The following is a 25,083-nucleotide window of genomic DNA, read 5'->3' as shown; positions in this document are numbered from 1 at the left end:
GGGATGGACGCACTGGCGTCCATCGCCGAAACCGGCGTCGCGATGATGACGCTCACCAACGTGGGCTACGCTGAGAACGTGATGTCGTCCATGACGTTGCCCGTCCCGCTCGACACACCGCCGCACCGTGCGACGCGCTCGACCAGCGGCTGTTCGTCCCTGGGGCGGGGCGAAAGCAGTGAGATTATTCCGCGTGCTGGTTGGGCCACTGCTGAGTCAGTCTTATATCGACCAGTTCGACGGGCGGAGCTCCATCTTGCCTAGGTCGAAGGGGCTGGCTCCTGACCGCGTCGGAGCCACGGCTTAGGGCATGGGCAACGCCAGAGAAGTCAATGCCGACTTGCCGTCCGACTTGCAGCCAATTACACACATGTTCTCGCAATTGAAGCGGGAGTGGCCTGGAGGGCTGGGCGTTCCTGGCCGTAATGCGCCACGAACCGGTGCTGCCGCTATGACGTCATCGCCGCAATCGAGCCGGACTGCCTTTGGGCCGCCGAACCTGCTGGCGTTGGGCTTAGGGAAGGTCTGCAATACCCCGCCCACGACGCTCGGAGGCGTTGTGCTTGCCGCTGGCGTGTCGTGATGCGGGATCCGCTGACTTCGTGAGCGAATCGCGCGGGGGGTGGGACACGATTTCGACGTGTTCTGTCCCCCAGCGCCGCATCCCAGACGCACTCATCCCCGCGCTCCAAGCACCTGCCGCCGTGCCATCCACAGGTTGCTCAGTGCGAACAGCATTGTCAGCCGCGCGGTGTTCTTGAGCAGGCCGCGGTAGCGCACCTTGGCGTAGCCGAACTGCTGCTTGACGATCCGGAAGGGGTGCTCGACCTTGGCCCGCACCCTGGCTTTGGTCTTCTCGAGTTGCTCGGCGATGAAATCCGGCTCGATGAACGGGTTGAGCTTGCGCCGTAGTCCCGTGCGCATGGCGACGTGCCACGCCGGGCCGGCGGCGTCGGGCCGCTTGTGCGCACCCTGGTAGCCGGCGTCGCCGAAGGCAGTCTCTTCTTGTCCGTGCAGCAGCGCACCGGCCTGCGTCACGTCATTGACGTTGGCGGCCGTGCCGATGACCGTGTGCACCAGCCCCGAGTCGGCATCCACCCCGATGTGCGCCTTCATGCCGAAGTGCCACTGCTTGCCCTTCTTGGTCTGGTGCATCTCGGGATCGCGTTGGCCGTCCTTGTTCTTGGTCGAACTCGGCGCGGCGATGATGGTGGCGTCCACCACGGTGCCGGTCCTGAGCATCAGGCCGTGCTTGGCCAGGCCCGCGTTGATGGTGCCCAGCACCTGCGGCGCGAAGTCGTGCTTCTCCAACAGGTGCCGGAACCGCAAGATGGTGCTCTCGTCGGGCATGCGGGCCGCACCATCCAAGCCCACGAAACGGCGGTACAGAGGACGCTCGTGCAGTTCCTCTTCCATGGCCGGATCGCTCAGGTTCGACCACAGCTGCAGGCAGTGGATGCGCAGCATCACCTCGATGGGGAACGGCGGTCGTCCTCCCAGCGCCTGGTGTGCTCCTCGCGCGTGCGGCTTGATCAACGCTACCAGCTCTGCCCAGGGCACGACCTCGTTCATCTCGTCGAGGAAGACCTCCTTGCGGGTCATCTTGGGCAGCGGGTCCAGGCCAATCCATCTGATCCATGCCCCGCATCGTCCTACGCCATCACGCGGCGCACCAGTCGGATGGACCAGAGGTTTTGCAGACCTTCCTTAGGCTGGCGGAGCTTGGGGACTTTGGCAAAGCAACGGACAAGCACGTTACTAAGCCCAACGCTACCTCTCTTTACCCAAGTCCTGTCCCGCAATACTTTAACTTAAGCGCGCCGAAACTCAGTATTGCCTCACGGGTCCCGAGTTGACCCGCTCCCAAAAAGTTCGAACACCACGCTGCGCAGCCAGCGGTTGGCCGCAGACCGGTGGAACTTGGCGTGCCAGAACACGTTCAGCGCGACGTCCGGCAGCTTGGCCGGGTGCGGCACCTTGGACAGGCCAAACGGGACCAGCAGCCGGTCGGCCAGCCGCTCCGGCACCGTGCTGACGAGGTCCGATGCCTGGAGGATGTGGCCGACGCCGACGAAGTGCGGCACCGTCAGCCGGACCTGGCGCTCGACGCCGCTGCGCGTCAGCAGCTCGTCCACCCGGCCGTGGCCGGTGTCGGCGGACACCACCACCAGGTGCTCGGCGGCCGAGTACTCCGCCAGGGTGATGCGCCGCTTGTCGAGGCGGTGCCCGCGGCGCATCAGGCACACGTAGCTCTGCGAGAAGAGGCGGCGCTGGAAGAAGCCGGCCCGCAGCTGCGGCAGCAGGCCGATGGCCAGGTCCACCTTGCCGGCCTCCAGTTCGTCGCGCAGGTTGACGGCGGCGTTGCGCACGGTGCTCAGCCGGATGCCGGGCGCCTCGCGCTTGATCCGGTCCATCAGCGGCGGCAGGAAGTAGATCTCCCCGATGTCGGTCATGCCGATGGTGAAGGCCCGTACCGCGGTCGCCGGGTCGAAGTTCGTCGACTGGTTGATGCCGCTGTGGATCATGCCCAGGGCGTACGTGACCGACTCCGCCAGCTGTTCGGCATAGGGCGTCGGCTCCATCCCCTTGGGCGTGCGAAGGAACAGCTCGTCGCCGAGCAGCCGGCGGAGCTTGGCCAGCGAGTTGCTGACCGCGGGTTGCGTCACCCCGAGCGTTTCCGCGACCCGAGAGACGCGCCGCTCCAGCAGCAACTGATTGAAGACGACGAGCAGGTTCAGGTCCAGCTCATGCAATTCCATCGTGGTCTTCGGGCGCATCATCATTGACGGTGATAGATGATATTCATGCCGCTGGCTTGGCGTACGGCGGCAGGCCGCCGAACATTCCGGCTCGGGGATTGAGTCGCGATCTTGATCCGCGTCATGACGGAAGAAGGCTGTTGCAGGCATGGCCCGCGGCCACCCGAGCCGCAGAAGCAGCAAGGAGACAGGATGTCCTCAGTCGTTGGTCCCGACGTCGCGCAGGAGCGCGCGGCGTTCTACGAGCGCATCGACCGCAACAGCATGACCCCGCTGTGGGAGGTGCTGTCGTCGCTGGTGCCGCCGCAGCCCCGCTCGCCGCTGCAGGCCGCCCTCTGGCACTACGCCAGCCTGCGCGAGCACGTGATGGAGGCCGGCCGGCTGATCACGGCGGAAGAGGCCGAGCGGCGGGTGCTGATCCTGGAAAACCCGGCGCTGCGCGGTCGGTCGTGCATCACGCAGTCGCTGTACGCCGGGCTGCAGCTCATCATGCCCGGCGAGGTCGCGCCCGCGCACCGGCACACCCAGTCCGCGCTGCGGCTGGTGCTCGACGGCGAAGGGGCCTACACCGCCGTCGACGGCGAACGCACCACCATGCGCCGCGGCGACTTCATCATCACACCCGCCTGGACCTGGCACGACCACGGCAACCTCGGTCGCGAGCCGGTGGTGTGGCTGGACGGGCTGGACATTCCCATCGTCCGCTTCCTGGACGCGGGGTTCGCGGAAAAGAGCGAGCAGCTGTCGCAGGGCCAGACGCGACCCGAGGGCGACGCCCTGGCGCGCTACGGCGCGAACATGGTGCCGGTGGACTACCAGCCCAAGCCGGCCGAGCCGACGCGGGTCTTCGTCTACCCGTTCGAGCGCACCCGCGCGTCGCTGAAGGCCATCGCCGGCGGCGCGCCGAACGCGCACGACGGCTTCAAGCTGCGCTACGTGAACCCGGCCACCGGCGCCTCGCCAATGCCCACCATCGGCGCCTTCGCGCAATGGCTGCCGGCCGGCTTCGAGACGCGGCCGCTGCGCTCCACCGACGGCACCGTGCACGTCTGCCTCCAAGGCGGGGCCGAGGTACGGGTGGGCGAGCAGGTGTGGCAGGTGGAGGAAAACGACGTCTTCGTCGTGCCGTCCTGGCACACCGTGCAGTTGCGCGCGCAGCGCGACACGATTTTCTTCAGCTTCTCCGACCGCCCCGTGCAGCAGGCCCTCGGCCTGTGGCGTGAGGAACGCCTCTGACGCGGCGCCAGATCAAAAGGACCATGACCATGAAGTACGCCGTCGAACCGGCCCCGATCCACACGCTCGCGGTCGCCGGCCGTGAAGAGCGCTTCCCGGTCAACCGGGTCTTCTGCGTCGGCCGCAACTACGCGGCCCATGCCCGCGAGATGGGCAAGGACCCCGACCGCGAGCCGCCGTTCTTCTTCATGAAGCCGGCCAACGCGGTGATCGATGCCGAACGGACCCGGACCATCCCCTACCCGCCGCAGACCAAGAACTTCCACCACGAGATCGAATTGGTGGTGGCCATCGGCACCGGCGGGCGCGACATCTCGGTGGCCGAGGCGCTGGCCCACGTCTACGGCTATGCCGTCGGCCTGGACATGACGCGCCGCGACCTGCAGCTCGACGCGCGCGACAAGGGCCGCCCGTGGGAGTTCGGCAAGTCGTTCGCCCTGTCGGCGCCCATCGGTGCCTTGAAGCGGGCGGCGGACATCGGCCATCCGTCGTCGGCCGCCATCACGCTGACCGTCAACGGCCAGCCGCGCCAGAGCTCCGACATCGACAAGCTCATCTGGTCGGTGGCCGAGTGCATCGCCGAGCTGTCCCGGTTCGAGGCGCTGGAGCCTGGCGACATCCTGATGACCGGCACCCCGGAAGGGGTCAACGCGGTTGTCGCCGGCGACACGATGGTCGGCGCGGTCGACGGCATCGGCCAGATCGAAGTTCGCGTCGAGGGCTGAGAGGCCCACCCCGCGCAGGAGGCACATCATGAGCGAGACGTCCACCATCTTTCCGACCCAGCCCCACTGGGAAGGCGACGGCACGCACCGCATCCCGTTCCTGGCCTACACCAGCGACGAGATCTACAAGCGCGAGCTGGAGCGCCTTTTCTACAAGGGCCACTGGTGCTATGTCGGCCTGGAGGCCGAGGTGCCCAACGTCGGCGACTTCAAGCGCACGGTGATCGGTGAACGCTCGGTAATCATGACGCGCGACGCCGACGGCTCCATCCACGTGATCGAGAACGTGTGCGCCCACCGCGGCATGCGGTTCCTTCGCGAGCGGCACGGCAACCGACGCAACTTCGTCTGCCCCTACCACCAGTGGAGCTACTCGGCCAAGGGCGACCTGCAGGGCGTGGCGTTCCGCCGCGGAGTGCGCCAGGACGGCCAGGTGCTCGGCGGCATGCCGGCCGACTTCAAGACCGAGGACCACGGCCTGACCAAGCTCAAGGTGGCCCGGCGAGGCGGCGTGGTGTTCGCCTCCTTCGACCACGACGTGGAACCGTTCGAGGACTTCCTCGGCCCGACCATCCTCGGCTACTTCGACCGCCTGTTCAACGGCCGGCAGCTGAAGATCCTCGGCTACAACCGACAGCGCATCCCGGGCAACTGGAAGCTGATGCAGGAGAACATCAAGGACCCGTATCACCCGGGCCTGCTGCACACCTGGTTCGTCACCTTCGGCCTTTGGCGGGCGGACAACAAGTCGCAGCTGCGCATGGACAAGAAGCGCCGCCACGCCGCGATGATCTCGACGCGCGGCACCGCCGGAAAGGCCGAGCAGGTGACCCAGGTGTCGAGCTTCAAGGAGTCCATGAAGCTCAACGACGCCAGCTTCCTCGACATCGTGCAGGAGCCCTGGTGGGGCGGGCCCACGGCCGTCATGATGACCATCTTCCCGAGCGTGATCCTGCAGCAGCAGGTCAACAGCGTGTCGACGCGTCACATCCAGCCCGATGGGAGGGGCAGCTTCGACTTCGTGTGGACCCACTTCGGCTTCGAGGACGACAGCGAGGAGATGACCCAGCGGCGGCTGCGCCAGGCCAACCTGTTCGGCCCGGCCGGCTTCGTGTCGGCCGACGACGGCGAGGTCATCGAGTTCTCGCAGGAGTCCTTCGAGAGCAAGCCGTTCCACCGCATGGTGGCGGAGCTCGGCGGGCACGGGGTGGAGGACGCCGAGCACATGGTCACGGAGACGCTGATCCGAGGCATGTACCGGTACTGGCGCGATGTCATGGAGGCCTGACGTCATGAGCTCGAACGTCAACTTCGAAGATTGGTTCGCCCTCAACCAGCTCTACGCGGATTACGCCAGCGCCGTCGATTCCAACAACTGGGACCTGTGGCCGGAGTTCTTCACCGACGAGTGCCTGTACCGGCTGCAGCCGCGTGAGAACCATGAGCGCGGCTTCCCGCTGGCGACCATGTCCTTCACCAGCAAGGGCATGCTCAAGGACCGGGTCTACGGCATCAAGGAGACGCTGTTCCACGATCCGTACTACCAGCGCCATGTGGTGGGCCAGCCCGTGGTGCGTGCCGCCGAGCCGGGTCGCTTCCAGTGCGAGGCCAACTACGCCGTCTTCCGCACCAAGCTGTCGGAGCTGTCGACGGTGTTCAACGTCGGCCGCTACCTGGACGTCGTGGTCAAGACGCCGGCGGGCCTGAAGTTCGCGTCGCGCGAGTGCATCTACGACAGCGAAATGATCCCCAACTCCATCATCTACCCCATCTAGACGGATGGGGACGCGTCGCGTGCGGAGCTCCGCGCGCGACGGGCGGTGCGGCGGCCCATGGCCAGACAAGACTATCCGGAGACAACGATGACGATCTCTACCCTCCGCCACCTGGCGGCCTGGGCGCTGTGCGCGTCGTGCGTCGGCGCCAGCGCGACCAGCGTTGGCCTCATGGCGCCCTTGTCGGGGCCGCAGGCGCTGGTCGGCCAGGACCAGGTGGACGGCTTCATGCTCGCGCTGGAGCAGCTAGGCGGCAAGCTCGGGGGGGCGGACCGCGACCGTGCTGCGCGAGGACGACCAGCTCCGGCCCGAGCTCGGCCAGCAGATCGTGCGCAAGTTCATCGAGAAGGACAAGGTGGACGCGATCGTCGGCCTGTCGTTCTCCAACGTGTTCATGGGCAGCCTGCCGCGGCTGGTGGAATCCGGCGTGGTCGCGGTCGCGACGAATGCCGGTCCGTCTCCCCTCGCCGGGGCGCAGTGCAAGCCCAACGTGTTCTCCCTGGCGTGGCAGAACGACGGTGCCGCCGAGGCCATGGGCAAGTTCGCGCAGGACCGCGGCATCAAGCGCATCTACCTGATGGCGCCCAACTACCAGGCGGGCAAGGACATGCTCGCCGGCTTCAAGCGCTTCTACCGCGGGCAGGTGGTCGACGAGGTCTACACGCAGGTCAACCAGCCCGACTACTCGGCGGAGATCGCGCAGCTGCAGGCGGCCAAGCCAGAGGCGGTGTTCGTGTTCTATCCCGGCGGCATGGGCGTCAACTTCGTCAAGCAGATGAGCCAGGCCGGCCTGACCGGCAAGCTGCCGCTGTACTCGGTGTTCACCGTGGACGGCACGACGCTGCCGTCGCTGCGCGACGCCGCGGCCGGCACGGTGAGCGGCGCGATGTACGACGCGGCGCTGGCCACGCCCGAGAACCAGAGGTTCGTGAGCGCCTTCGAAGCCCGCTACAAGCGCACGCCCAGCCTCTACGCCGCCACCGGCTACGACGCGGCCAACCTGCTCGACGTGGCGATGAAGAAGGCCGGTGGTGACACGAAGAAGCTGGCGGCGGCCGTCAAGGCCGCCGGCGGCGAGTTCAAGTCGGTGCGCGGTCCGTTCCGCTTCGGCAAGAACAACATGCCGGTGCAGAACTACTACGCCTTCGAGACCGTCAAGGACGGTGCGAAGGTGGCGACCAAGCAGATCGGCACGCCGCTCGCGGACCATGCCGACGCCTACGCGGCGCAGTGCAACCTGCCCTGAGGACCCTCCATGTCCATCACCCTCCTGCTGGCGCAGGTGTTGAACGGCCTGCAGTACGGGGTGCTGCTGTTCCTACTCGCCGCCGGGCTGACGCTGGTCTTCGGCATCATGAGTTTCGTCAACCTGGCGCACGGCTCGCTGTACATGGTCGGCGCGTACGCCGGCGCGCTGCTCTACGGGGCCATCGGGTCGTTCATCCTGGCCGTGCTGGGCGCGGCCGCGGTGGCGTTCGGCGTCGGCCTGCTGCTGGAGGTCTCGGTGGTGTCGCGGCTGTACCGGCGCGACCACCTCGACCACGTGCTGGCCACCTTCGGCCTGGTCATGTTCTTCAACGAGGTGGTGCGGCTGATCTGGGGTCCGCAGCCCCTGTTCGTGCAGGTCCCCGAGTCGCTCAGCGGCACGGTGGACCTGTTTGGCTTCGCCTACCCCGCCTACCGCTTCCTGATCATCCTGACCGGTCTGGCGGTGGCCGCCGCCTCGTACTGGCTGATCCACCGCACCCGCGTGGGCATGCTGATCCGCGCCGGCGCCCAGAATCCGCAGATGGTGGGCGCCCTGGGCATCAACATCGGGTTGCTCAACGCCCTGCTGTTCGGCGTGGGCGCCATGCTCGCCGGCCTCGCGGGCGCGATGGCCGGGCCGGTGCTGGCCGTGCAATCCGGCATGGGCGAGCCGGTGCTCATCACCACCCTGGTGGTCATCGTGATCGGTGGCATCGGCTCCGTCTCCGGCGCGCTGTACGCGTCGCTGATCGTCGGCCTGGTCGACACGCTGGGGCGCGTCTTCCTGCCGCTGCTGCTGCGACAGGTCGCCGAGCGGTCGGTGGCGGACGCGGCCGGACCGGCGCTGGCGTCGATGAGCGTCTATGTGCTGATGGCGCTGGTGCTGGCCCTGCGTCCGCAGGGCCTGTTCCCGGCCGGACGCCGCTGAGCGGGATCGGTGATGAATCAGACCTTCCAACGCATCCCCTCGTCCGTCCCGCTGCTGGTGCTGCTGGGCCTGCTGGCCGCCGTCCCCCCCGCTGGCCTCGGCGCTGGAGCAGCCGTTCTGGACGTCGTTCTTCGCCCGTGTGCTGGTCTATGCGATCGCCGCGACCTCGCTCAACCTCGCGCTGGGTTACGGCGGGCTGGTTAGCTTCGGCCATGCCCTGTTCCTGGGCCTGGGCAGCTACGCGGTCGCGCTGCCGTCGCACCACGGCATCGATAACGGCTGGGTCCACCTTGCGCTGTGCGTCGGGGGCAGCGCGCTGGTGGCGCTGATCGTGGGCGCGGTGAGCCTGCGCACCTCCGGCATGGGCTTCATCATGATCACGCTCGCCTTCGCGCAGATGGGCTACTTCCTGTTCGTCAGCCTGAAGCAGTACGGCGGCGACGATGGCCTGCCCATCCCGGCGCCCAGCCGCTTCGGGCCGCTGAGCCTGGGGTCGCTGACGGCGCTCTACGCCGTGGGCTGGGTGCTGTTGGCGCTGTTGACCTGGTGGATGGCGCGGCTGCGACAGGCGCCCTTCGGCATGGCGTTGCGCGGGGCGAGGCAGAACGCGCGCCGCATCGATGCCATCGGCCTGCGCTCCAAGCGCATCCAGCTGGCGGCGTTCGTCCTCTCCGGCGCGGTGTGCGGCGTGGCGGGCCTGCTGATGGCCAACCTCAACGCCTTCGCCTCGCCCAGCACCATGGCCTGGACGGTGTCGGGCGAGCTCATCGTGATGGTGGTGCTGGGCGGCATGGGCAGCGTCGTGGGCCCGCTGGTCGGGGCGGTGGTGTACCTGTGCGCGGAAGAGGTGCTCAAGGGCCTGACCGAGCACTGGCTGGTGGTGTTCGGTCCGTTGATCGTGCTGATCGCCCTGGCCGGCCGACGTGGCGTGGCCGGCTTCCTGGACCGAGGGGCGCCGCGCCGCATCCGGCCGGGGGCCAAGGCCGACGCGGCCACGGTGGTGACGAAGGGAGGCGCGTGATGGCCACCGCGCTGCAAACCGACCGCCTGGTCAAGCGATATGGCGCGCTGCAGGTCACCGACGAGGTGACGCTCGACGTGCGGCCCGGCGAGATTCATGCCGTGATCGGCCCCAACGGCGCCGGCAAGACCACGCTCATCAACCAGTTGAGCGGCGAACTGGCGCCGGACCAGGGCCAGGTCCGCTTCGACGGCGTCGACGTGACGGCCCTGCCGGTGCACCAGCGGGCCCGCTCGGGGCTGCTGCGGTCGTACCAGATCACCTCGGTGTTCGAGGAGTTCACCGTGCTCGAGAACGCCACGCTGGCGGCGCTGGCGGCCAGGCGCCACGCCTGGCAGTTCTGGCGGCCGCTGCTCGGCGACCGCGTGGCCCGCGCGGCGGGCGAGGAGGCGGTGGATGCCGCCGGCCTGTCGCCGCAAGCCGACCTGCCCGCCGGCGAGCTGGCCTACGGCCAGCGCCGGCAGCTCGAGCTGGCCATCGCGCTGGCCGCCCAGCCGAAGCTCCTGCTGCTCGACGAGCCGATGGCCGGCATGAGCGTCCAGGAGTCGGCGGCCGTGGTGGCGCTGCTGCGGCGGCTGAAGGGGCGCTACACCATCCTGCTGGTGGAGCACGACATGGACGCCGTGTTCGCGCTGGCCGACCGGATCTCGGTGCTGGTTTACGGCCGCCTGATGTTCACCGGCTCGCCCGACGAGATCCGCAACCACCCCGAGGTCCGTGCGGTCTACCTCGGCGAGGAGGAGGTCTGACCATGGCGGCGTCCCACCCGCTTCTCGCCGTTCGCGGCCTGCAGGCCGGCTACGGCCGCGCGCAGGTGCTGTTCGACATCGGCTTCGAGGTCCATCCCGGCCAGGTCGTGACGCTGCTAGGCCGCAACGGCATGGGCCGTTCGACCACGATCAAGTGCCTGTTCGGCATGCTGCCCGTGCTGGGCGGCCACGTCGAGGTGCGCGGCCGACCGGTCAACGGGCACGCGTCGCACCGCATCGCCCGCGAGGGGTTGTCCCTGGTGCCCGAGGGCCGGCAGATCTTCACCGACCTGTCGGTGGAGGAGAACCTGGTCGCCACCGCGCGCCGGCCAAGGACCGACGACGGCCGCGCGCCCTGGACGCTGGAGCGGGTGTACGCCCTGTGGCCGCGGCTCAAGGAGCGGCGGCACAACCTGGGCTGGCAGCTGTCCGGCGGCGAGCAGCAGATGCTGGCCATCGGCCGCGCGCTGATGACCAACCCCACCTTGCTGGTGCTCGACGAGGCCACCGAGGGCCTGGCGCCGGTGATCCGCGACGAGATCTGGCGCACGCTGGCCACGCTGAAGCAGGAGGGGCTGGCGCAGATCGTCATCGACAAGAACGTCAAGCGGCTGCTGCCGCTGGCCGACCGGCATTACGTGCTAGAAAAGGGCCGCGTGGTGTGGCAGGGCGACTCGGCCGCGCTGCACGCCCAACCCGCCATCGTCCAGCAGTACCTGGGTGTCTGACATGAAGCTCCACGGATTCTTTCGCAGCGGCACTTCGCACCGGCTGCGCATCGCCCTCAACCTCAAGAACCTGTCGTACGAGCAGGTGGCCGTCGACCTGCGCAAGGAACAGCACCTGAGCGAGGGCTTCAGGCAGCTCAACCCGCAGCGGCTGGTGCCGGTGCTGGAGGTCGACGGTCGGCCCATGGTGCAGACGCCGGCCATCATCGAATGGCTGGAGGAGCGCTACCCGCAGCCGGCGCTGCTGCCGCAGGACGCCGAGGCACGGGCGCACGTGCGCGCGCTCGCCGCCATCGTCGGCTGCGATATCCACCCGCTGAACAACCGCCGCGTGCTAGAGGCGCTGAAGTCGCGCTTCCGGGCGTCGCAGGCGGTGATCGACGACTGGTGCGGCACCTGGATCGCCGCCGGTTTCGACGCCTTCGAGGCGATGGTGACCGCACGCGCGGCGCCGGGCCGGTTCACCTTCGGCGACCGGCCCTCGCTGGCGGACGTCTACCTTGTTCCCCAAGTCGAGGGCGCGCGACGCTTTAACGTTGACCTCGGCCGCTGGCCTCGGCTAGGCGCCATCGATGAAGCCTGCGCGGCCCTGCCGGCCTTCCAGCGGGCGCGGCCCGCGGTGCAACCCGACGCCGCTTGACGGAGCCTCAACCTTCCTCCAGGGGGTCGCCGCGCCAGGCGGGCTGTCCGCTTGTGGATGCAACATTTCGACCATGAACTGCCGTAGCCACATGTTGGCTGGATCGCGGTGGAACCGATCGTGCCAGTACAGCGCCACCTCGAACTCTGGCAAGGGCAGGGGATGCGGATGGATCGCCAGCGGGTAGTGCATCGACAGCCGCTCCGCCAGCACCGCGGGGACCGACCACAGCAGGTCTGACGAAACGACGAAGTGCGGCGCTGCCAGATACTGCGGCAGCCGCAGCTTGATGCGGTGACGGGCGCCGGCTTCGACCAGCGCGCGTTCCAGCACTACGTGCCCGCTGCCCGAGTACTCCACCAGGAGGTGTTCCCCGGCGGCGAAGGCGTCTGCGGACAGCGGCACATCCGCCAGCGGATGCCCGCGGCGCATCACGCAGACGTAGTGCTGGGTGAAGAGCAGGCGCCGGTGGATCGATGTCTCCAGCGACGGTAGGAAACCCAGCGCCAGGTCGATCTGGCCGCTGGCCAGGCCGGTCATTGTCTCCGGAATGGGCCTGAACACGGTGCGAAGTCGGATGCCAGGTGCGCAAGACGCCATCGCCGCCAGCAACGGCGGCAGGCAGACCACCTCACCGATGTCGCGGGTGCGCATCGTGAAGACCCTCCGCGCCGACGCGGGGTCGAAGCGGCCGCGCTCCACGCCGGTCTGGCGAACGAGCGCCAGCGCATCCAGCAGATGCGGCGCCATCTCGATGCTCAGCGGCGTCGGCTGCATGCGCCGTCCAACGAGGGAGAAGAGCTGGTCGCCATAGTGCTCGCGCAGCCGCTTTAACGACCCGCTCACCGCCGCCTGGCTGACCCCCAGCCGCTCCGCCGCCAACGTGACCGACCGGTCGCGCCACAGGGCTTCGAAGGTGAAGAGCAGGTTTAGGTCTTTCATCACCAAAAGTATAGGCAACGATGATATGAATCATTCATCGAATCGCCATGGCTTGTTTCCAGACCGCTCCCCACAATGCCGTTGTCGAAGAAGGAGACAACGATGGTCACTCCCAGCCCGGTCGTCGGAATGATCGGGATCGGGCAGCTCGGGTTGCCGATCGCCGTCAACCTGATTCGAGCCGGTCACCCGGTGGTGGGCTTTCGTCGGTCCGACCGCGAGGCCTTCGCGGCGGCTGGCGGCCGCGTCGCCCACTCGCCTGCCGAAGTGGCCCGGGCCGCCGACGTGCTGCTGCTGTGCCTGCCCGACGAGCGGGCGCAGGCGGCGGTGCTGGACGGCGAGCAGGGCGTGATGGGCGCCCTGACGCCCGGCAAGGTCGTCATCGAACTGGGGACCTACCGCCGCGAGTTCAAGATCGCCCAGGCGGACCGCTTGCGCGCGCAGCAGGTCGAGATGCTGGAGGTCGAGGTCAGCGGGTCGCCGCCGATGGTGGCCGACCGGCGCGCGGCCCTCTACATTGGCGGCGACGCGTCACTGATGGAGCGCTGCCGCCCCATCCTCACGGCCATCACCGAACACCACTTCCACCTCGGCGACATCGGCTCGGCGGTGGCGATGAAGCTGATCGCGAACGCCCTGGTCACGGTCCACACGTTGGCCGCGGCCGAGGCCATGAACCTGGGCGTGCGGGCCGGCTTCGACGCGCACCGCGTCGCCGAGGTCCTCCGTCACGGCGCCGGCAACTCCGCCATGTTCTCCATCCGTGCGCCGTTGATGGCCGCACGCCGCTTCAGCCCGGCGCCGGGACCCTTCGAAACGCTGGAGAAGTACCTGCACATGGGGCGGGAGATGGCGCACAGCCTGGGCTGCGCGACGCCGCTGTTCTCGACCGCGGTGCCCTACTTCGAGCGGGCCATCGCCGCGGGCATGGCGCAGGAGGACATCTCGGCCGTGATCAAGCTGGTCGAGGACGAATCGAACCACCGAGTGGACGGGGAGAACGCACGTGCTCGTTGAACAACGCATCTACGAACTGAAGGTCGGGGCCGCGCACGAGTTCCTGCGCGCCTACGAGGCCGAGGGCCTGGCCGTGCAGACCGGGGCGCTGGGGCGCCTGCTCGGCTACTTCGTGTCCGAGGTGGGCGAGCTGAACCGGGTCGTCCAGCTGTGGGGCTTCGATTCGTTCGAGGACCGCTTGCAGCGCCGGGCGACCCTGTCGGCCGATCCTGCCTGGCGCGCGTTCCTGTCCAAGGTGGGCCACTTGGTGATCGACCAGCGCAACGAGCTGTTGATCCCGGCCCCGTTTTCTCCACTGAAGTGACAAGGGAGGCGTCGCCTTGATCCGATCTCTTCTGCATGTTGGCATGACGGTCCCCGACCTGGAGGTGGGCCGCTCCTTCTACGAACTCTTCGGCCTCGAAGGGCGTGCGGTCGGCAGCGACCTCGTGTTCCGCTGCGGCGGCCGTGCGCAGGATCAGCTGCGCCTGATCGAAGGCCCGCGCAAGAAGCTGAGCTACGTCTCGTTGGGCACCAACGAGGCCGGCCTGTCGACCCTGAAGACCAACCTCGAGCGCGCCGGCGTGCCGATCAAGCCGAGCCCGTTCGGCGACCTGGACGGCCTGTGGTTCCAGGACCCGCACGGCGACTGGCTGAACGTGCGCGTGGCGGAGCCCGCGCCGTCCACGCTCGCGGCGCCCATCGAGGTCAACGCGCCCGGCCGCTACCGGCGCGTGGGCCGGGCCTGCGACCTCACGTCGCTGAAGAAGACCGCGAAACCGCGCCGCCTGGGCCACCTGATCAAGTTCTCGCCGGATGTCCAGCGGTCGGTGGACTTCTACACGCGGGTGCTGGGCATGAAGGTGTCCGACCAGGCGCACGACATCCTGGCCTTCCTGCGCGGCAGCGCCGGCGGTGACCACCACATCATCGCGTTCGCAAAGAGCAGCCACACCGGCCTGCACCACCTGAGCTTCGAGGTCGCCGACATCGACGAGATCGAGATCGGCGCGCAGACGCTGCTGCGGGCCGGCTACAAGGACGGCTTCGGACTCGGCCGCCACGTGGGCGGCTCGAACTACTTCCACTACATCCGCGACCCCTGGAATAGCCTGGCCGAGTACTTCTGGGACATCGACGTCATCCCGGAGGACGACAGCGCCTGGGTGCCGATGAACGTCGGGCCGGAGCAGATCACCGCCGTGTGGGCGCAGACGCCGCCGCCGCCGGAGTTCGTCATGAACTTCGAGGCGCCATGAGCGGTCCCGCGCCGGCGCAGACGGCCGAGCAGCTGCTGGCCGCGATGCTCAACAAGCCCTTCTACGTGGCCATCCGCCATCCGCTGGACCTGACGCGGATGGGCGAACTGCTCGAAGCCCACCTGCGCTGGGCCATCGCGGCCGAGAAGCGAGGCGAGCTCTTCGCCTCCGGGCCGTTCGTGGCCGACGGCGTGCCGCCCGGGCAGGTGGGCGGCATGACGATCCTGCGCGCGGGATCGCTGACGGAGGCGAAGGACATCCTGGCCCAGGACCCGTTCATCCGCGAGGGCGTGTTCTCCGTTGAGCTGCGGGCCTGGCGGCTGATGGAGGGCGAGTTCACGGTCAACGTCCGCTTCTCCGACCAGCGCAGCCGGCTGCTGTAGGACCGTCTCACGCCGTCGCCGCGCGTTGGCTGCACGCCAGGTCATGAACGACGGCATCTCACAGGGGACTCTGAGTTGAGCAAGTACCAGTTGTTTACCTACCGCGCGGCGGACGTGTCCGCCGCGGGCGTCGTCGTCGATTCGACGTGGTTCGACCTCGCCCGCGCGGGCGAGGTGGCGTCGGCCGGCGCCTGGAGCCGCCTGTCGGTGGACGGCCTGATCGAGCAGTGGACGTCCGCGCAACCCGCGCTGCGGGCGCTCGTCGAACAGATCCGCCGCGCGCCCGCCGACTTCGCCGCCGCCGTGCTGGACGAGCAGGGCCTGACGCTCGAGTCGCCGCTGCGGCGCCCGGGCGCCGTCTTCGGCGCCGGCGCGAACTACCGCGACCACGTCGAGGCGATGTCGCGGGCGCTCAACATGAAGCTGGTGCTCGACCCGAAGGCGCAGGGCATCCCGCCGTGGCATTTCCTGAAGGCCGGGCCGGCGAACCTGTCCGGCCACCGGGGCGAGGTGCCCATGCCGCCCGAGACCCGTCGGCTCGACTGGGAAGCCGAACTCGCCGTGGTGATCGGCCGCCGTGCCCACCACGTGGCGGTGGACGCGGCGCTGGACCACGTCGCCGGCTACATGTGCGCCAACGACCTGTCGGCGCGCGACCACCTCGTGCGCGAGGCGGTGGACGCCAGTTCGCCGTTCCGCTACGACTGGATCGGCCACAAGTGCTTCGAAGGGTCCTGCCCGCTGGGGCCGGTGTTCACCCCGGCCGAGTTCGTCGGCTCACCCGAGGACCTCACCATCAAGCTGTGGGTGAACGGCCAGCTGCGGCAGGACTCGAACACCTCCAACCACCTTTACGGCGTCGCCGAGCAGATCGCTCACCTGAGCCGCCGCCAGCCGCTGCTGCCCGGGGACGTGATCCTCACGGGCACGCCGGCCGGCGTCGGCTCGGAAGCCGGCACCTTCCTCCAGCGCGGGGATGTGATGACAGTGGAAATCCAGCACCTCGGCCAGCTCGAGACCCGGATCGTCTGAGCACGCGAGCGGCCAACTTGAAACAGGAGACACGCACCATGAACCACGCCCTGAAACCCCTGCTGCTGGCGTCGGCGCTGCTGACCGCGAGCGCCGTACACGCCGAGGTCAAGGTCGGCTTCGTCGGCACGCTGAGCGGCCCGTCGGCCGACGTCGGCCGCGACCAGCTCGACGGCTTCATGCTGGCGCTGGAGCAGCTCGGCGGCAAGCTGGGCGGCGAGACGGCGACCGTCGTGCGCGAGGACGACCAGCAAAAGCCCGAGGCGGCGCTGGTGGCGGTCAACAAGCTGCTCGAGCGCGACAAGGTGGACGTCATCACCGGGCTGACCTTCGCCAACGTGCTGATGGCCCTGCAGGCGAAGATCGCATCCACCGACGTGCCCTTCGTCGGCTCGGTGGCCGGCCCGTCGGCGGCCGCCGGCGCGCAGTGCAAGCCCAACCTGTTCGTCACCTCCTGGCAGAGCGATGTGCCGGCGGAGGTGGTGGGCAAGTACCTGACCGACAAGAGCGTCAAGCGCATCGTCACGATGACGCCCAGCTTCGTCGGCGGACGCGACAAGATCGCCGGCCTCAAGCGCCTCTACAAGGGCGAGATCGTCGACGAGGTCTACACCCCGCTGAGCCAGCTCGACTTCTCCGCCGAGCTGACCAAGCTGGCGTCGCAGAAGCCGGACGCCGTCTACGCCTTCTACCCCGGCGGCCTCGGCGTGACGTTCGTGCGCCAGTACCAGCAGGCGGGCCTGCTCGGCAAGATCCCGCTCTACACCAGCAACACCATCGAGGGCAATGCGCTGGAGGCCATGGGCCCGGCCGCCGTGGGCGCCATCCTCGGCGACACCTGGTCGCCGGGACACCCGAGCGACGAATCGCGTCGCTTCGTGGAGGCCTTCCAGAAGAAGCACGCGCGACTGCCGTCGGCCTACGCGGCGTTCAGCTACGACGCCGCCATGCTGCTGGACGCGGCCCTCAAGACCACCAAGGGCAACGCCGCGGACCGCAAGGCGCTGTCGAAGGCCATCGCCGGCGCCACGTTCAAGTCGGTGCGCGGCGATTTCCGCTTCGGCAACAACAACTTCCCGGTGCAGAACTACCACATCTACACCGTGGCCCGTGGAACGGGCGGCAAGCCCGAGTTCAAGATGACCGAGGCCAACGTGCTGAAGGCCCATCCGGACGCCTACGCCGCCCAGTGCGTGGCGCGCTGAGCGCGGCCGATCCCATCGGATCCGGTGCGGACGGCGCCGACCGGGGGCGATGGCGCCCCCGGGCGGTGCCAGACCCCGTTCCCGCGGGTCGACGCTCGTGTGCGGAAGGGCTTTGCGCGCGTGGCCTTGCTGACCGACCGTCAGCCGCATTGACGTGTCGTTCAAGATTGATCCATCTGGGGTCGATGACTACGATGGTGGCATCACCGTCGCACCCCAGGCGCCATGCCGGCGCAGAGCGGTCCCCGCGACGGCACAACACTCACAGGAGACCTGAATGCCGCTCAGCAGACGTCGCATGGTGCACGCCCTCGGCGGCCTCGCGCTCCCCGCCGCCTGGTCCGCGAATGCCCAGTCGTATCCTGGCAAGCCGGTGCGCATCGTCGTGCCCTTCACGCCGGGGGGCAGCAACGACGTGCTGGGGCGCGTCCTGGCGCAGAAGCTCGGCGAGGCCTGGGGCCAGACGGTGGTGGTCGAGAACAAGCCCGGCGCCTCGGGCAACATCGGTGCGGACCTCGTCGCGAAGTCGCCCGCGGACGGCCTGAACCTGCTGATCGCCGCCAACAACATCCTGACGATGAACTCGGCGATGTTCAGCAAGATGCCGTTCAACCCGGTGAAGGACCTGGAGTCCGTCTCGCTGCTGGGGTGGGTGCCGGTGGTCCTGGCGGTGCGCACGAGCCTCGGCGTCAGTTCGGTGCGGGAACTCATCGAGGCCTCCAAGAAGAAGCAGGGCGGTCTGGTGTATGCGTCGTCGGGAATGGGCAGCCCGCAGCACCTGTCGGCGGAGCTGTTCAGGTCGTTGGCCAAGATCGACATGGTGCACGTGCCCTACAAGGGCGCTGCGCCGGCGATCACCGACCTCATCGCGGGTCAGGTCGACATGATGTTCGGCGCCATCAACTCGCTGCTGCCGCACATCAAGAGCGGTCGGCTGACGGCGCTCGGCGTGACCAGCGCCAAGCGCATCCAGGTGCTGCCCAACGTGCCCACGGTCGCCGAGACGGTGCCCGGCTACGAGAGCGACATCTGGATCGGCCTGTCGACCGCCGCCGGCACGCCGCCCGACATCGTCAACAAGGTCAACCGCGACGTGCGCACGGTGCTGCGCATGCCGGACGTCAAGGAGAAGCTGGCCGAGCAGGGCATCGAGGCCGCGCCGTCGACGCCGGCCGAGATGGCCAAGCTGGTGAGCAGCGACCTCGCGCGCTGGACCAAGGTCATCCAGGACGCGGGCATCAAGGCCGACTGAGTCCCGCACCGACGCCGTCCTGCCCGTCGGGACGGCGGTCGGCGCCCGTCGCTTGTCCCATCCGTCCCAGGGCCCGGCGGGTCCGCCCGGGGGTTGAGGGGCTGCTGCAGCTGCCCGCCGTCCGGGCAGCCTGCCCACGTGAGTTGCCATGACACTTAGCTCCCCCGCAGGGCACGCCCACGAACATGTGAAGCCGACGGAGATCGTCGCCATCACTATGCGCGACGGTGTGCGCATCGCGGCCGCCGTCTACCGGCCGGCCGGCCCTGGCCCGTTCCCCACCCTCTTCGCGGCCTCGCCCTACCGCTTCGACAACAACGAGGCGCCGGACACCGCGCTGTTCCTCTGGCGCGAGACCGGACCGCTGGCCTGGTACCTGCGGCAGGGCTACGCCTACGTGCACATGGACGTGCGCGGCACCGGCCGGTCCGAGGGTGAGTTCCGCTACTCGGACGAGGCGGAGCAGCGCGACCTCTACGAGGTGATCGAGTGGATCGCCGCACAGCCGTGGTCCAGCGGCAAGGTCGGCGGCATCGGGCAGTCCTACTACGCGCGCATGCAGTGGCTGATGGCGGCGCAGAGGCCGCCGCACCTGGCCTGCATCGCGCCCTACGACGCGGTGATCGACGTCTACCGCTGGAACGCGTACAACGGTGGTGTGCCGGCGCAGTTCCCGCACTTTTGGTGGAATCTGCTGATCCGGCCCATCAACCTCTTCCCGGCCACCGGGCCGTCGAAGGCGCTGGACTGGGACTTCTCGCGCGTGGTGCGAGAGCACCCGTGCTACGACGAGTTCTGGCGCGAGCGCGCGGTCACCGACCGGCTGAAGGACATCGACATCCCGGTGTTCTCGATCGGGGTGTGGGGCAAGGTGGACGCCCACCTCACCGGCAACCTCGTGGGCTTCCAGGAGGTGAGCGGCCCGAAGAAGCTGCTCATCTTCGGCGGCATGGACACCTACGCGTCGCAGGCCGACTTCGCCAGCGTGGCGTTCCACGAGCAGTACCTGCTGCCGTTCTACGACCGCTACCTGAAGGACCGGCCCACCGCCTACGACGAGGAGCCGCCGGTGCGCTACTTCCTGCCCGGCGCCAACGAGATCCGGCAGGCGCCCACCTGGCCGCTGCCCAACGTGCAGCACCGCTGGCTGTACCTGCGCCCGGGCCCCAGCGGCAGCGTGACGTCGCTGAACGACGGCGTGCTGTCGCCACAGCCGCCGGCCGCGGACGAGGGCGCCACGACCTACCAGTACCCGCATCCGGAGTGGCGCCATGGCGTGGTCGGGCTGGGTCCGGACGGCCGTCCCGACCCGGTGCGGCGGGTGTTGACCTTCACCACCGAGCCGCTGCAGGAGGCCCTGGAGATCAACGGCCCCATCCAACTCACCCTGTTCGCCGAATCCACGGCGCCGGACACCCACTTCATCGTCAAGTTGTCGGAGGTGTTCGCGCCGGGGTCCGATGCCAGGCCGGGCGAGCAGCCGCGCTTCCGGGTGGTGAGCAAGGGCTGGCTGCGCGCCTCGCACCGCAAGCTCGATGAGGCGCGCACTCGCCCGCATTGGCCCTGGCATGCCCATGACGAGCCGCAGCCCCTCGAACCCGGACGTGTCTACCGCTTCGACATCTGCGTCGTGCCGACGGCCCACCTGTTCAAGCCGGGCAGCCGCATCCGGTTGGAGATCGCCAATGGCGATTCGCAGGTCACCGACGGCTTCTTCTGGCACGAGTACACGCCGAACCAGATCGGTGCGGACACCATCCACCACCAGGGCGACCGGGCCTCCCGCCTGTCGTTGCCGGTGGTCGTGCGCGCCGGCACCGAAGGAGACACCGATGTCCGCTGAACTGAATCGCCGCACGGCAGCGATGGGCCTGTTCGTCGGCTGCGCCGGGCTGGGTGCTGGCCTGGGCGCCGGCTCGGCCTTCGCGCAGGCGCCCGCCGTCGCCTTCCCGGCGCGGCCGGTGCGGTTGATCATCGGCTACTCCGCCGGCAGCCCGCCCGATGCCATCACCCGACTGCTGGCGGACGCCCTGTCTCGGGAATGGGGCCAGCAGGTCATCGTGGACAACAAGCCCGGTGCGTCGGGCATCGTGGCCATCAACGAATTGCGCAAGGCCAAGCCCGACGGGTACGATCTGCTCTTGGGCGACGTCGGCAACCTCGCCATCAACCCGACGGTCTACCGAAAGCTGCCGTACGACCCCGAGCGCGACCTGGTGCCGGTGGTCGATGTGCTGTGGACGCCCTGGGTGTTCTTCACCGCCCGCAACGGACCGATCAAATCGCTGCGCGACTTCGATCGACAAGGCCAAGGCGCATCCCGGCAGCATCCGCTACGTGTCCGGCGGGGTCGGCAGTCCGACCTACATGACGGGCGAACTGTTCAAGCTGCGCGCAGGCATCGACATGCTCGAGGTCCCCTTCAAAGAGACTTCGCAGATCCAGCCGGCGGTGATCAACCAGGAGGTCGAGCTCTACATCACCAGCATCGGCGCATCGCGCAACGTGGCGGACAAGTTGCTCGCGTTGGGCGTGGCGTCACGCGAGCGCCACCCCACCGCGCCCGACGTGCCGACGATTGCCGAGGCGGGGGGGCCGGCCAACTTCGAAGTGATCGCATGGGCCGCCCTCACCGCACCCGCTGGCGTTCCGCGCGGCGTGCTGGAGAAGGTGCGTGCCGATGTGGCGAAGGCCGCCCAGACGCCCGAGGTGAAGCAGCGTGCGGCGGCCTTCGGCATGACGCTGAGCCAGGGGCATGACAGCGAGTACCTGAAGCGGTTCGTCCGCGCAGAGATCGACAAGTACGCGGCGGTGGTCAAGGCCACCGGCGTGCAGAAGGAGTGACCGGCCGCGGCCGGTGCGGCGCTGGTCCGGCCCGCGACGCCTTCCGCTTCGGGTCATGACATTGGGAGCAGAGGAGATGCAGACAGACACCACCGCCCTCGTCGACGACGCCGCGGCCGACGGCCGTTTCCACGTCCATGCCCGGATCTATTCGGACCCGGCGCTCTACGAGCAGGAACTGCGTCACGTCTTCGAACGCACCTGGTCTTTCCTCGGCGTGGCCAGCCAGCTGGTCAAGCCGCACGACTACCTGACGACCCACATCGGCCGCACGCCGGTGCTCGTGACGCGCGGCGGCGACGGGACGATCCGCGCCTTCGTCAACGCCTGCCGCCACAAGGGGGCGCTGCTGTCGCGGCTGGAGCAGGGCAACCGCCGCAACCACGTCTGCCCCTACCACGGCTGGAGCTACGACTCGTCCGGCCGCAACGTCCTCATCAAGGACCAGGCTGATGGGGCCTACGGGGCGCCGTTCGCGTCACAGTCGCACGACCTAGTGCCGCTCGGCGCCTTCGACGAGTACCGGGGGCTGCTGTTCGGCAGCCTGTCCGCGGACGTGCCGCCGCTGCCGGAGTTCCTTGGCGAAGCCCGGCCCCTGCTCGACCTCGCCCTGCAGCAGGGCGAGCACGGCATGGAGCTCGTTCCCGGCCGGTGCGTCTACACCTACCGCGGCAACTGGAAGCTGCAGATGGACAACGGGCTGGACTTCTACCACCTGACGTCCACGCACGCCGCCTTCATGGGCGTGGTGCAGCGCCGCGAGAGCGAGCGCAAGGGCAACACCGACGCCCGCCAGTTCGACTGGCGGGCGCGCCTGGTGCAGGAGGGCGGCGCCTTCGGCTTCGACCACGGGCATGCCGCCATCTGGCTGGAGCAGCCGCAGCCGGAGAAGCGGCCGCTGTGGCCGGTGGTCGACGAGGTCCGGTCGCGGGTGGGCGAGGTGCGCGCCCGCTGGATGCTGAAGCTGCGCAACCTCAACATCTTCCCCAACCTGCAGATCGCGGACTCCACGTCGCTGATCCTGCGCACCTTCCGACCGCTGGGACCGGACCTGACCGAGATGCGGGTGCACTGCCTGGCCCCGATCGGCGAGCCGGACGAGCAGAGGGCCTGGCGGTTGCGGCAGTTCGAGGACTTCTTCAACCCCAGCGGCCTGGCCACCTCCGACGACACGGTGATCTACGAGGACTGCCAGGCCGGCAGCGTCGACGCCCTGGGCTGGCTGCAGGGCTTCCAGCGCGGACTCGGCGCCGACCTCGTCTCGCCCACCCCCGACGCCGACGAACTGGGCATGCGGCCGCGGTACAGCGTCAAGGGCACCTTTCGGATGCAGAACGAGGTGTGCTTCCACGCCGCCTACCGCGAATGGGCGCGGCTCATGGCGGCCGGGGCCGAGGGACGGCCGGCGTATCCCGGCCTGGACGGGGGCCGGCCATGAACGGCCCGGACGCCACCGCGCTGGCGCGCGACCTGCTCGCGCAGGAGGCGGCCTGCCTGGACGAGCGCCGCTGGGACGACTGGCTGTCGCGCTACCGCGAGGACTGCGAGTACTGGGTGCCGATGTGGCGCGACGAGGAGACGCTCACCGCCGATCCCAGGCGCGAGCTGTCGCACATCTACTACCGCAGCCGGGCCGGACTCGAGGACCGGGTCATGCGCATCAAGACCCGCCAGTCCGCGTCGTCGGTGCCGCTGCCGCGCACCACGCATGTCCACGGCTGGGTCATCGCCGATCCGCCGTCGGATGCCGATCGCCTGCACGCCCGGGCCGCCTGGTCGTGCCATGTGTTCCTGCCCGCCCGCCAGCAGAGCTTCTGCCTGTTCGGCCTCACGCGCGTGGACTTCACGCGCGACCCGGACGGCTGGCGCATCCAGCGTCGCGTCGTTCAGCTGAACAGCGACTACATCCCGACGATGATCGATGTCTACTGCCTCTGAACAACCCCAGGGCTCGCCAGCCCCGTCCCACGACGGCGCGCCCCGGCGGCTGCGCGTGGCCATCGTGTCGCGCACCTTCTTCTACCTGCCGCTGTGGGCGGCGCTGGACCGCGGCGAATTCGAGCGTGCCGGCCTGCAGCTGGAGGTGTCGCTCCTGGGCGCCGCCTCGCAGGCGGAACCGCTGCGCGACGGCGCCCTGGACATCGCGATCGCCACGCCCGAGGCCGCGCTGCAGGATGCGGCCGCCGGCGGGCCGCTGCGCATCGTGGCCGGCAACACCGGCAAGCTCAGCCATTCGCTCATCACCCGGCCCCCGTTTCCCACGGTGGCCTCGCTGCGCGGCGCGCGGCTGGGCATCCTGAACCGGGTCGAGGGCAGCTTCTTCCAGCTGCAGGCGATGATGGCCCACCATGGGCTGCAGCACCCCGGCGACTACGAGGTGGTCGAAACCGGCGGTGTGCCGCCGCGCCACAAGGCGCTGCTCGAAGGCCGCATCGACGGCGGCCTGCAGTCGATCCCCTGGAACTACGTGGCGGAGGAGGCCGGGTTGAACAACCTCGGCGACATCACCGGCTACGTGCCCGACTGGCAGTTCGTCTCGGTGAACGTCAACCGCGACTGGGCGCGCCGCGAACCCGACGTGCTGACCCGCTTCCTGGCCGTCATGCTGCGGTCGACCGAATGGGTGCACACCCACCGGGACGAGGCGGCCGCCATCGCCGAGCGCGAACTGCCCGCCGAGCGACGCCACGCCGAGCGCGCGTGGGACTACTACACCAGCACCAACGCCTTGACGCGCGACCTGTCGGTCAACCGCCGGGGCCTGGAGGTGGTGCTCGACACCCAGCGGCAGGCTGGGTTGCTGCCGCCAGGGGCGCCGACGGGGCTCGACGCCTACGTCGACCTCACCTGGCTCGACGCAGCGCGTGACCTGCTGACCACCGACCGCACATCATGACCCTCAAACTGAAGGTGAACGGCGCATTGCGCAGCGTGCCCGCATCCCCCGACACGCCGCTGCTGTACGCGCTGCGCAACGACCTGGAGCTCAACAGTCCCAAGTACGGCTGCGGCATGGCCCAGTGCGGTGCGTGCACGGTGCTGATCGACGGCCAGGCGGCCCCGTCCTGCGTCATCCCGTGCAAGGCCGTCGGCAAGGCCGAGATCACCACGCTCGAAGGGCTGGGCAGCCAGCGCAACCCCAGCCGCCTGCAACAGGCCTTCATCGCCGAGCAGGCCGCGCAGTGCGGCTACTGCATCAACGGCATGGTGATGACGGCGCAGGCGCTGCTCAACCGCAACCCGAAGCCCACGGAGGCCCAGGTGCGCGAGGCACTGGCCGGCAACCTGTGCCGCTGCGGCACCCACAACCGCATCGTCAAGGCCGTGCTGCGCGCCGCCGGCGACGCCGCCGTATGACGCA

25 protein-coding genes and 3 pseudogenes are annotated in these 25,083 nt (G+C 68.9%); 25 read left to right on the top strand and 3 right to left on the bottom strand.

From position 1 onward, the window contains the following. Positions 1 to 675 precede the first annotated feature (675 nt). Together LRS07_RS19540 and LRS07_RS19535 are read right to left on the bottom strand one after the other, a co-directional pair. Complete coding sequence (locus tag LRS07_RS19540; RefSeq protein WP_260499589.1) at positions 676 to 1,602, bottom strand: IS5 family transposase; 927 nt, start codon at positions 1,600 to 1,602, stop codon at positions 676 to 678. A gap of 236 nt (positions 1,603 to 1,838) precedes the next feature. Then, positions 1,839 to 2,759, bottom strand: a complete 921-nt coding sequence (locus LRS07_RS19535; protein ID WP_260499588.1) for a LysR family transcriptional regulator — start codon at positions 2,757 to 2,759, stop codon at positions 1,839 to 1,841. Positions 2,760 to 2,951: 192 nt separating this feature from the next. Between LRS07_RS19535 and gtdA the strand changes: the two genes are divergently transcribed. From gtdA to maiA, 11 genes and pseudogenes are all read left to right on the top strand, one after another. Continuing rightward, positions 2,952 to 3,995 carry a gentisate 1,2-dioxygenase gene (gtdA, locus tag LRS07_RS19530; protein ID WP_260499587.1) on the top strand — a complete coding sequence of 348 codons (1,044 nt, stop codon included), beginning with the start codon at positions 2,952 to 2,954 and terminating at the stop codon, positions 3,993 to 3,995. Between the two features lie 29 nt (positions 3,996 to 4,024). Beyond that, the gene (locus tag LRS07_RS19525; protein WP_260499586.1) at positions 4,025 to 4,720 is read left to right on the top strand and encodes a fumarylacetoacetate hydrolase family protein; all 696 of its coding nucleotides are present in this window, start codon (positions 4,025 to 4,027) and stop codon (positions 4,718 to 4,720) included. Between the two features lie 28 nt (positions 4,721 to 4,748). Beyond that, positions 4,749 to 6,008, top strand: coding sequence for an aromatic ring-hydroxylating dioxygenase subunit alpha (locus tag LRS07_RS19520; protein WP_260499585.1), 1,260 nt, complete (start codon positions 4,749 to 4,751; stop codon positions 6,006 to 6,008). A gap of 4 nt (positions 6,009 to 6,012) precedes the next feature. Next, positions 6,013 to 6,495: an aromatic-ring-hydroxylating dioxygenase subunit beta gene (locus LRS07_RS19515; RefSeq protein ID WP_260499584.1), complete on the top strand. Its 483-nt coding sequence runs from the start codon at positions 6,013 to 6,015 to the stop codon at positions 6,493 to 6,495. 87 nt (positions 6,496 to 6,582) lie between these two features. Next, a pseudogene (locus LRS07_RS19510) lies at positions 6,583 to 7,741 on the top strand (ABC transporter substrate-binding protein). 9 nt (positions 7,742 to 7,750) lie between these two features. Further along, positions 7,751 to 8,671 (top strand): branched-chain amino acid ABC transporter permease, encoded by a 921-nt coding sequence (locus tag LRS07_RS19505; protein ID WP_260499583.1) that lies wholly within the window; start codon positions 7,751 to 7,753, stop codon positions 8,669 to 8,671. Positions 8,672 to 8,810: 139 nt separating this feature from the next. Further along, entirely contained in the window at positions 8,811 to 9,692 is an 882-nt protein-coding gene (locus LRS07_RS19500) for a branched-chain amino acid ABC transporter permease (protein WP_312028328.1), read from the top strand. 68 nt (positions 9,693 to 9,760) lie between these two features. Further along, positions 9,761 to 10,159 (top strand): annotated as a pseudogene (locus tag LRS07_RS22375) (ATP-binding cassette domain-containing protein); the annotation flags it as partial. Between the two features lie 54 nt (positions 10,160 to 10,213). Further along, the gene (locus LRS07_RS22370; RefSeq protein ID WP_409450656.1) at positions 10,214 to 10,441 is read left to right on the top strand and encodes an ABC transporter ATP-binding protein C-terminal domain-containing protein; all 228 of its coding nucleotides are present in this window, start codon (positions 10,214 to 10,216) and stop codon (positions 10,439 to 10,441) included. A 2-nt stretch (positions 10,442 to 10,443) separates the two neighbouring features. After that, positions 10,444 to 11,169 (top strand): ABC transporter ATP-binding protein, encoded by a 726-nt coding sequence (locus tag LRS07_RS19490; protein WP_260499581.1) that lies wholly within the window; start codon positions 10,444 to 10,446, stop codon positions 11,167 to 11,169. Between the two features lies 1 nt (position 11,170). After that, positions 11,171 to 11,809 (top strand): maleylacetoacetate isomerase, encoded by a 639-nt coding sequence (maiA, locus tag LRS07_RS19485; RefSeq protein ID WP_260499580.1) that lies wholly within the window; start codon positions 11,171 to 11,173, stop codon positions 11,807 to 11,809. Here the strand turns inward: maiA and LRS07_RS19480 are convergent. Beyond that, entirely contained in the window at positions 11,729 to 12,751 is a 1,023-nt protein-coding gene (locus tag LRS07_RS19480; RefSeq protein ID WP_260499579.1) for a LysR family transcriptional regulator, read from the bottom strand. The two genes, maiA and LRS07_RS19480, sit on opposite strands and share 81 nt — an antisense overlap. Before the next feature lie 102 nt (positions 12,752 to 12,853). On the opposite strand from LRS07_RS19480, the gene LRS07_RS19475 reads away from it, so the two are divergent. The 14 genes and pseudogenes from LRS07_RS19475 (at position 12,854) to LRS07_RS19415 (ending at position 25,079) form a co-directional block, all read left to right on the top strand. Beyond that, on the top strand, positions 12,854 to 13,768 hold the full coding sequence (locus LRS07_RS19475) for an NAD(P)-dependent oxidoreductase (protein WP_260499578.1): 915 nt from the start codon (positions 12,854 to 12,856) through the stop codon (positions 13,766 to 13,768). Further along, positions 13,758 to 14,072, top strand: coding sequence for an NIPSNAP family protein (locus LRS07_RS19470; protein WP_260499577.1), 315 nt, complete (start codon positions 13,758 to 13,760; stop codon positions 14,070 to 14,072). The genes LRS07_RS19475 and LRS07_RS19470 overlap by 11 nt, the downstream gene beginning before the upstream one ends. 43 nt (positions 14,073 to 14,115) lie before the next feature. Next, positions 14,116 to 15,006, top strand: coding sequence for a VOC family protein (locus LRS07_RS19465; RefSeq protein WP_260499576.1), 891 nt, complete (start codon positions 14,116 to 14,118; stop codon positions 15,004 to 15,006). Next, a complete protein-coding gene (locus LRS07_RS19460) occupies positions 15,003 to 15,389 on the top strand; it encodes a YciI family protein (protein ID WP_260499575.1) in 387 nt (128 codons plus the stop codon). The genes LRS07_RS19465 and LRS07_RS19460 overlap by 4 nt, the downstream gene beginning before the upstream one ends. 75 nt (positions 15,390 to 15,464) lie before the next feature. After that, complete coding sequence (locus tag LRS07_RS19455; protein WP_260499574.1) at positions 15,465 to 16,421, top strand: fumarylacetoacetate hydrolase family protein; 957 nt, start codon at positions 15,465 to 15,467, stop codon at positions 16,419 to 16,421. A gap of 38 nt (positions 16,422 to 16,459) precedes the next feature. Continuing rightward, entirely contained in the window at positions 16,460 to 17,626 is a 1,167-nt protein-coding gene (locus tag LRS07_RS19450; protein WP_260499573.1) for an ABC transporter substrate-binding protein, read from the top strand. 277 nt (positions 17,627 to 17,903) lie between these two features. Further along, positions 17,904 to 18,878: a Bug family tripartite tricarboxylate transporter substrate binding protein gene (locus tag LRS07_RS19445; protein ID WP_260499572.1), complete on the top strand. Its 975-nt coding sequence runs from the start codon at positions 17,904 to 17,906 to the stop codon at positions 18,876 to 18,878. A 148-nt stretch (positions 18,879 to 19,026) separates the two neighbouring features. After that, positions 19,027 to 20,721, top strand: coding sequence for a CocE/NonD family hydrolase (locus LRS07_RS19440; RefSeq protein ID WP_260499571.1), 1,695 nt, complete (start codon positions 19,027 to 19,029; stop codon positions 20,719 to 20,721). Continuing rightward, positions 20,711 to 21,163 (top strand): annotated as a pseudogene (locus LRS07_RS22365) (Bug family tripartite tricarboxylate transporter substrate binding protein); the annotation flags it as partial. The gene LRS07_RS19440 and the pseudogene LRS07_RS22365, both read left to right, overlap by 11 nt. Continuing rightward, complete coding sequence (locus LRS07_RS19435) at positions 21,108 to 21,722, top strand: Bug family tripartite tricarboxylate transporter substrate binding protein (RefSeq protein ID WP_260499570.1); 615 nt, start codon at positions 21,108 to 21,110, stop codon at positions 21,720 to 21,722. The pseudogene LRS07_RS22365 and the gene LRS07_RS19435, both read left to right, overlap by 56 nt. A 76-nt stretch (positions 21,723 to 21,798) precedes the next feature. Continuing rightward, on the top strand, positions 21,799 to 23,160 hold the full coding sequence (locus LRS07_RS19430) for an aromatic ring-hydroxylating oxygenase subunit alpha (protein WP_260499569.1): 1,362 nt from the start codon (positions 21,799 to 21,801) through the stop codon (positions 23,158 to 23,160). Beyond that, on the top strand, positions 23,157 to 23,660 hold the full coding sequence (locus LRS07_RS19425) for an aromatic-ring-hydroxylating dioxygenase subunit beta (RefSeq protein WP_260499568.1): 504 nt from the start codon (positions 23,157 to 23,159) through the stop codon (positions 23,658 to 23,660). Before LRS07_RS19430 ends, LRS07_RS19425 begins: the two co-directional genes overlap by 4 nt. Next, complete coding sequence (locus LRS07_RS19420; protein WP_260499567.1) at positions 23,644 to 24,618, top strand: ABC transporter substrate-binding protein; 975 nt, start codon at positions 23,644 to 23,646, stop codon at positions 24,616 to 24,618. The genes LRS07_RS19425 and LRS07_RS19420 overlap by 17 nt, the downstream gene beginning before the upstream one ends. Continuing rightward, entirely contained in the window at positions 24,615 to 25,079 is a 465-nt protein-coding gene (locus LRS07_RS19415) for a (2Fe-2S)-binding protein (protein WP_260499566.1), read from the top strand. The genes LRS07_RS19420 and LRS07_RS19415 overlap by 4 nt, the downstream gene beginning before the upstream one ends. Positions 25,080 to 25,083 lie beyond the last annotated feature (4 nt).

The organism is Aquabacterium sp. J223 (genome assembly GCF_024666615.1).
Classification (GTDB): domain Bacteria; phylum Pseudomonadota; class Gammaproteobacteria; order Burkholderiales; family Burkholderiaceae_C; genus J223.
Note: the sequence above shows the minus strand (reverse complement) of the source record. Positions and strands in the feature narration are given on the sequence as shown.

What these genes read in the sequence shown, in the direction of transcription:
- LRS07_RS22370 (WP_409450656.1), top strand. Translation starts at nt 10,214, where the DNA reads ATGGCCGGCATGAGCGTCCAGGAGTCGGCGGCCGTGGTGGCGCTGCTG.
- LRS07_RS19450 (WP_260499573.1), top strand. Translation starts at nt 16,460, where the DNA reads ATGAACCACGCCCTGAAACCCCTGCTGCTGGCGTCGGCGCTGCTGACC.
- maiA (WP_260499580.1), top strand. Translation starts at nt 11,171, where the DNA reads ATGAAGCTCCACGGATTCTTTCGCAGCGGCACTTCGCACCGGCTGCGC.
- LRS07_RS19475 (WP_260499578.1), top strand. Translation starts at nt 12,854, where the DNA reads ATGGTCACTCCCAGCCCGGTCGTCGGAATGATCGGGATCGGGCAGCTC.
- LRS07_RS19490 (WP_260499581.1), top strand. Translation starts at nt 10,444, where the DNA reads ATGGCGGCGTCCCACCCGCTTCTCGCCGTTCGCGGCCTGCAGGCCGGC.
- LRS07_RS19435 (WP_260499570.1), top strand. Translation starts at nt 21,108, where the DNA reads ATGTGCTGTGGACGCCCTGGGTGTTCTTCACCGCCCGCAACGGACCGA.
- LRS07_RS19445 (WP_260499572.1), top strand. Translation starts at nt 17,904, where the DNA reads ATGCCGCTCAGCAGACGTCGCATGGTGCACGCCCTCGGCGGCCTCGCG.
- LRS07_RS19425 (WP_260499568.1), top strand. Translation starts at nt 23,157, where the DNA reads ATGAACGGCCCGGACGCCACCGCGCTGGCGCGCGACCTGCTCGCGCAG.
- LRS07_RS19535 (WP_260499588.1), bottom strand. Translation starts at nt 2,759, where the DNA reads ATGGAATTGCATGAGCTGGACCTGAACCTGCTCGTCGTCTTCAATCAG.
- LRS07_RS19515 (WP_260499584.1), top strand. Translation starts at nt 6,013, where the DNA reads ATGAGCTCGAACGTCAACTTCGAAGATTGGTTCGCCCTCAACCAGCTC.
- LRS07_RS19520 (WP_260499585.1), top strand. Translation starts at nt 4,749, where the DNA reads ATGAGCGAGACGTCCACCATCTTTCCGACCCAGCCCCACTGGGAAGGC.
- LRS07_RS19505 (WP_260499583.1), top strand. Translation starts at nt 7,751, where the DNA reads ATGTCCATCACCCTCCTGCTGGCGCAGGTGTTGAACGGCCTGCAGTAC.
- LRS07_RS19460 (WP_260499575.1), top strand. Translation starts at nt 15,003, where the DNA reads ATGAGCGGTCCCGCGCCGGCGCAGACGGCCGAGCAGCTGCTGGCCGCG.
- LRS07_RS19525 (WP_260499586.1), top strand. Translation starts at nt 4,025, where the DNA reads ATGAAGTACGCCGTCGAACCGGCCCCGATCCACACGCTCGCGGTCGCC.
- LRS07_RS19415 (WP_260499566.1), top strand. Translation starts at nt 24,615, where the DNA reads ATGACCCTCAAACTGAAGGTGAACGGCGCATTGCGCAGCGTGCCCGCA.
- LRS07_RS19465 (WP_260499576.1), top strand. Translation starts at nt 14,116, where the DNA reads ATGACGGTCCCCGACCTGGAGGTGGGCCGCTCCTTCTACGAACTCTTC.
- LRS07_RS19440 (WP_260499571.1), top strand. Translation starts at nt 19,027, where the DNA reads ATGACACTTAGCTCCCCCGCAGGGCACGCCCACGAACATGTGAAGCCG.
- LRS07_RS19430 (WP_260499569.1), top strand. Translation starts at nt 21,799, where the DNA reads ATGCAGACAGACACCACCGCCCTCGTCGACGACGCCGCGGCCGACGGC.
- LRS07_RS19480 (WP_260499579.1), bottom strand. Translation starts at nt 12,751, where the DNA reads ATGAAAGACCTAAACCTGCTCTTCACCTTCGAAGCCCTGTGGCGCGAC.
- LRS07_RS19420 (WP_260499567.1), top strand. Translation starts at nt 23,644, where the DNA reads ATGTCTACTGCCTCTGAACAACCCCAGGGCTCGCCAGCCCCGTCCCAC.
- LRS07_RS19540 (WP_260499589.1), bottom strand. Translation starts at nt 1,602, where the DNA reads ATGACCCGCAAGGAGGTCTTCCTCGACGAGATGAACGAGGTCGTGCCC.
- gtdA (WP_260499587.1), top strand. Translation starts at nt 2,952, where the DNA reads ATGTCCTCAGTCGTTGGTCCCGACGTCGCGCAGGAGCGCGCGGCGTTC.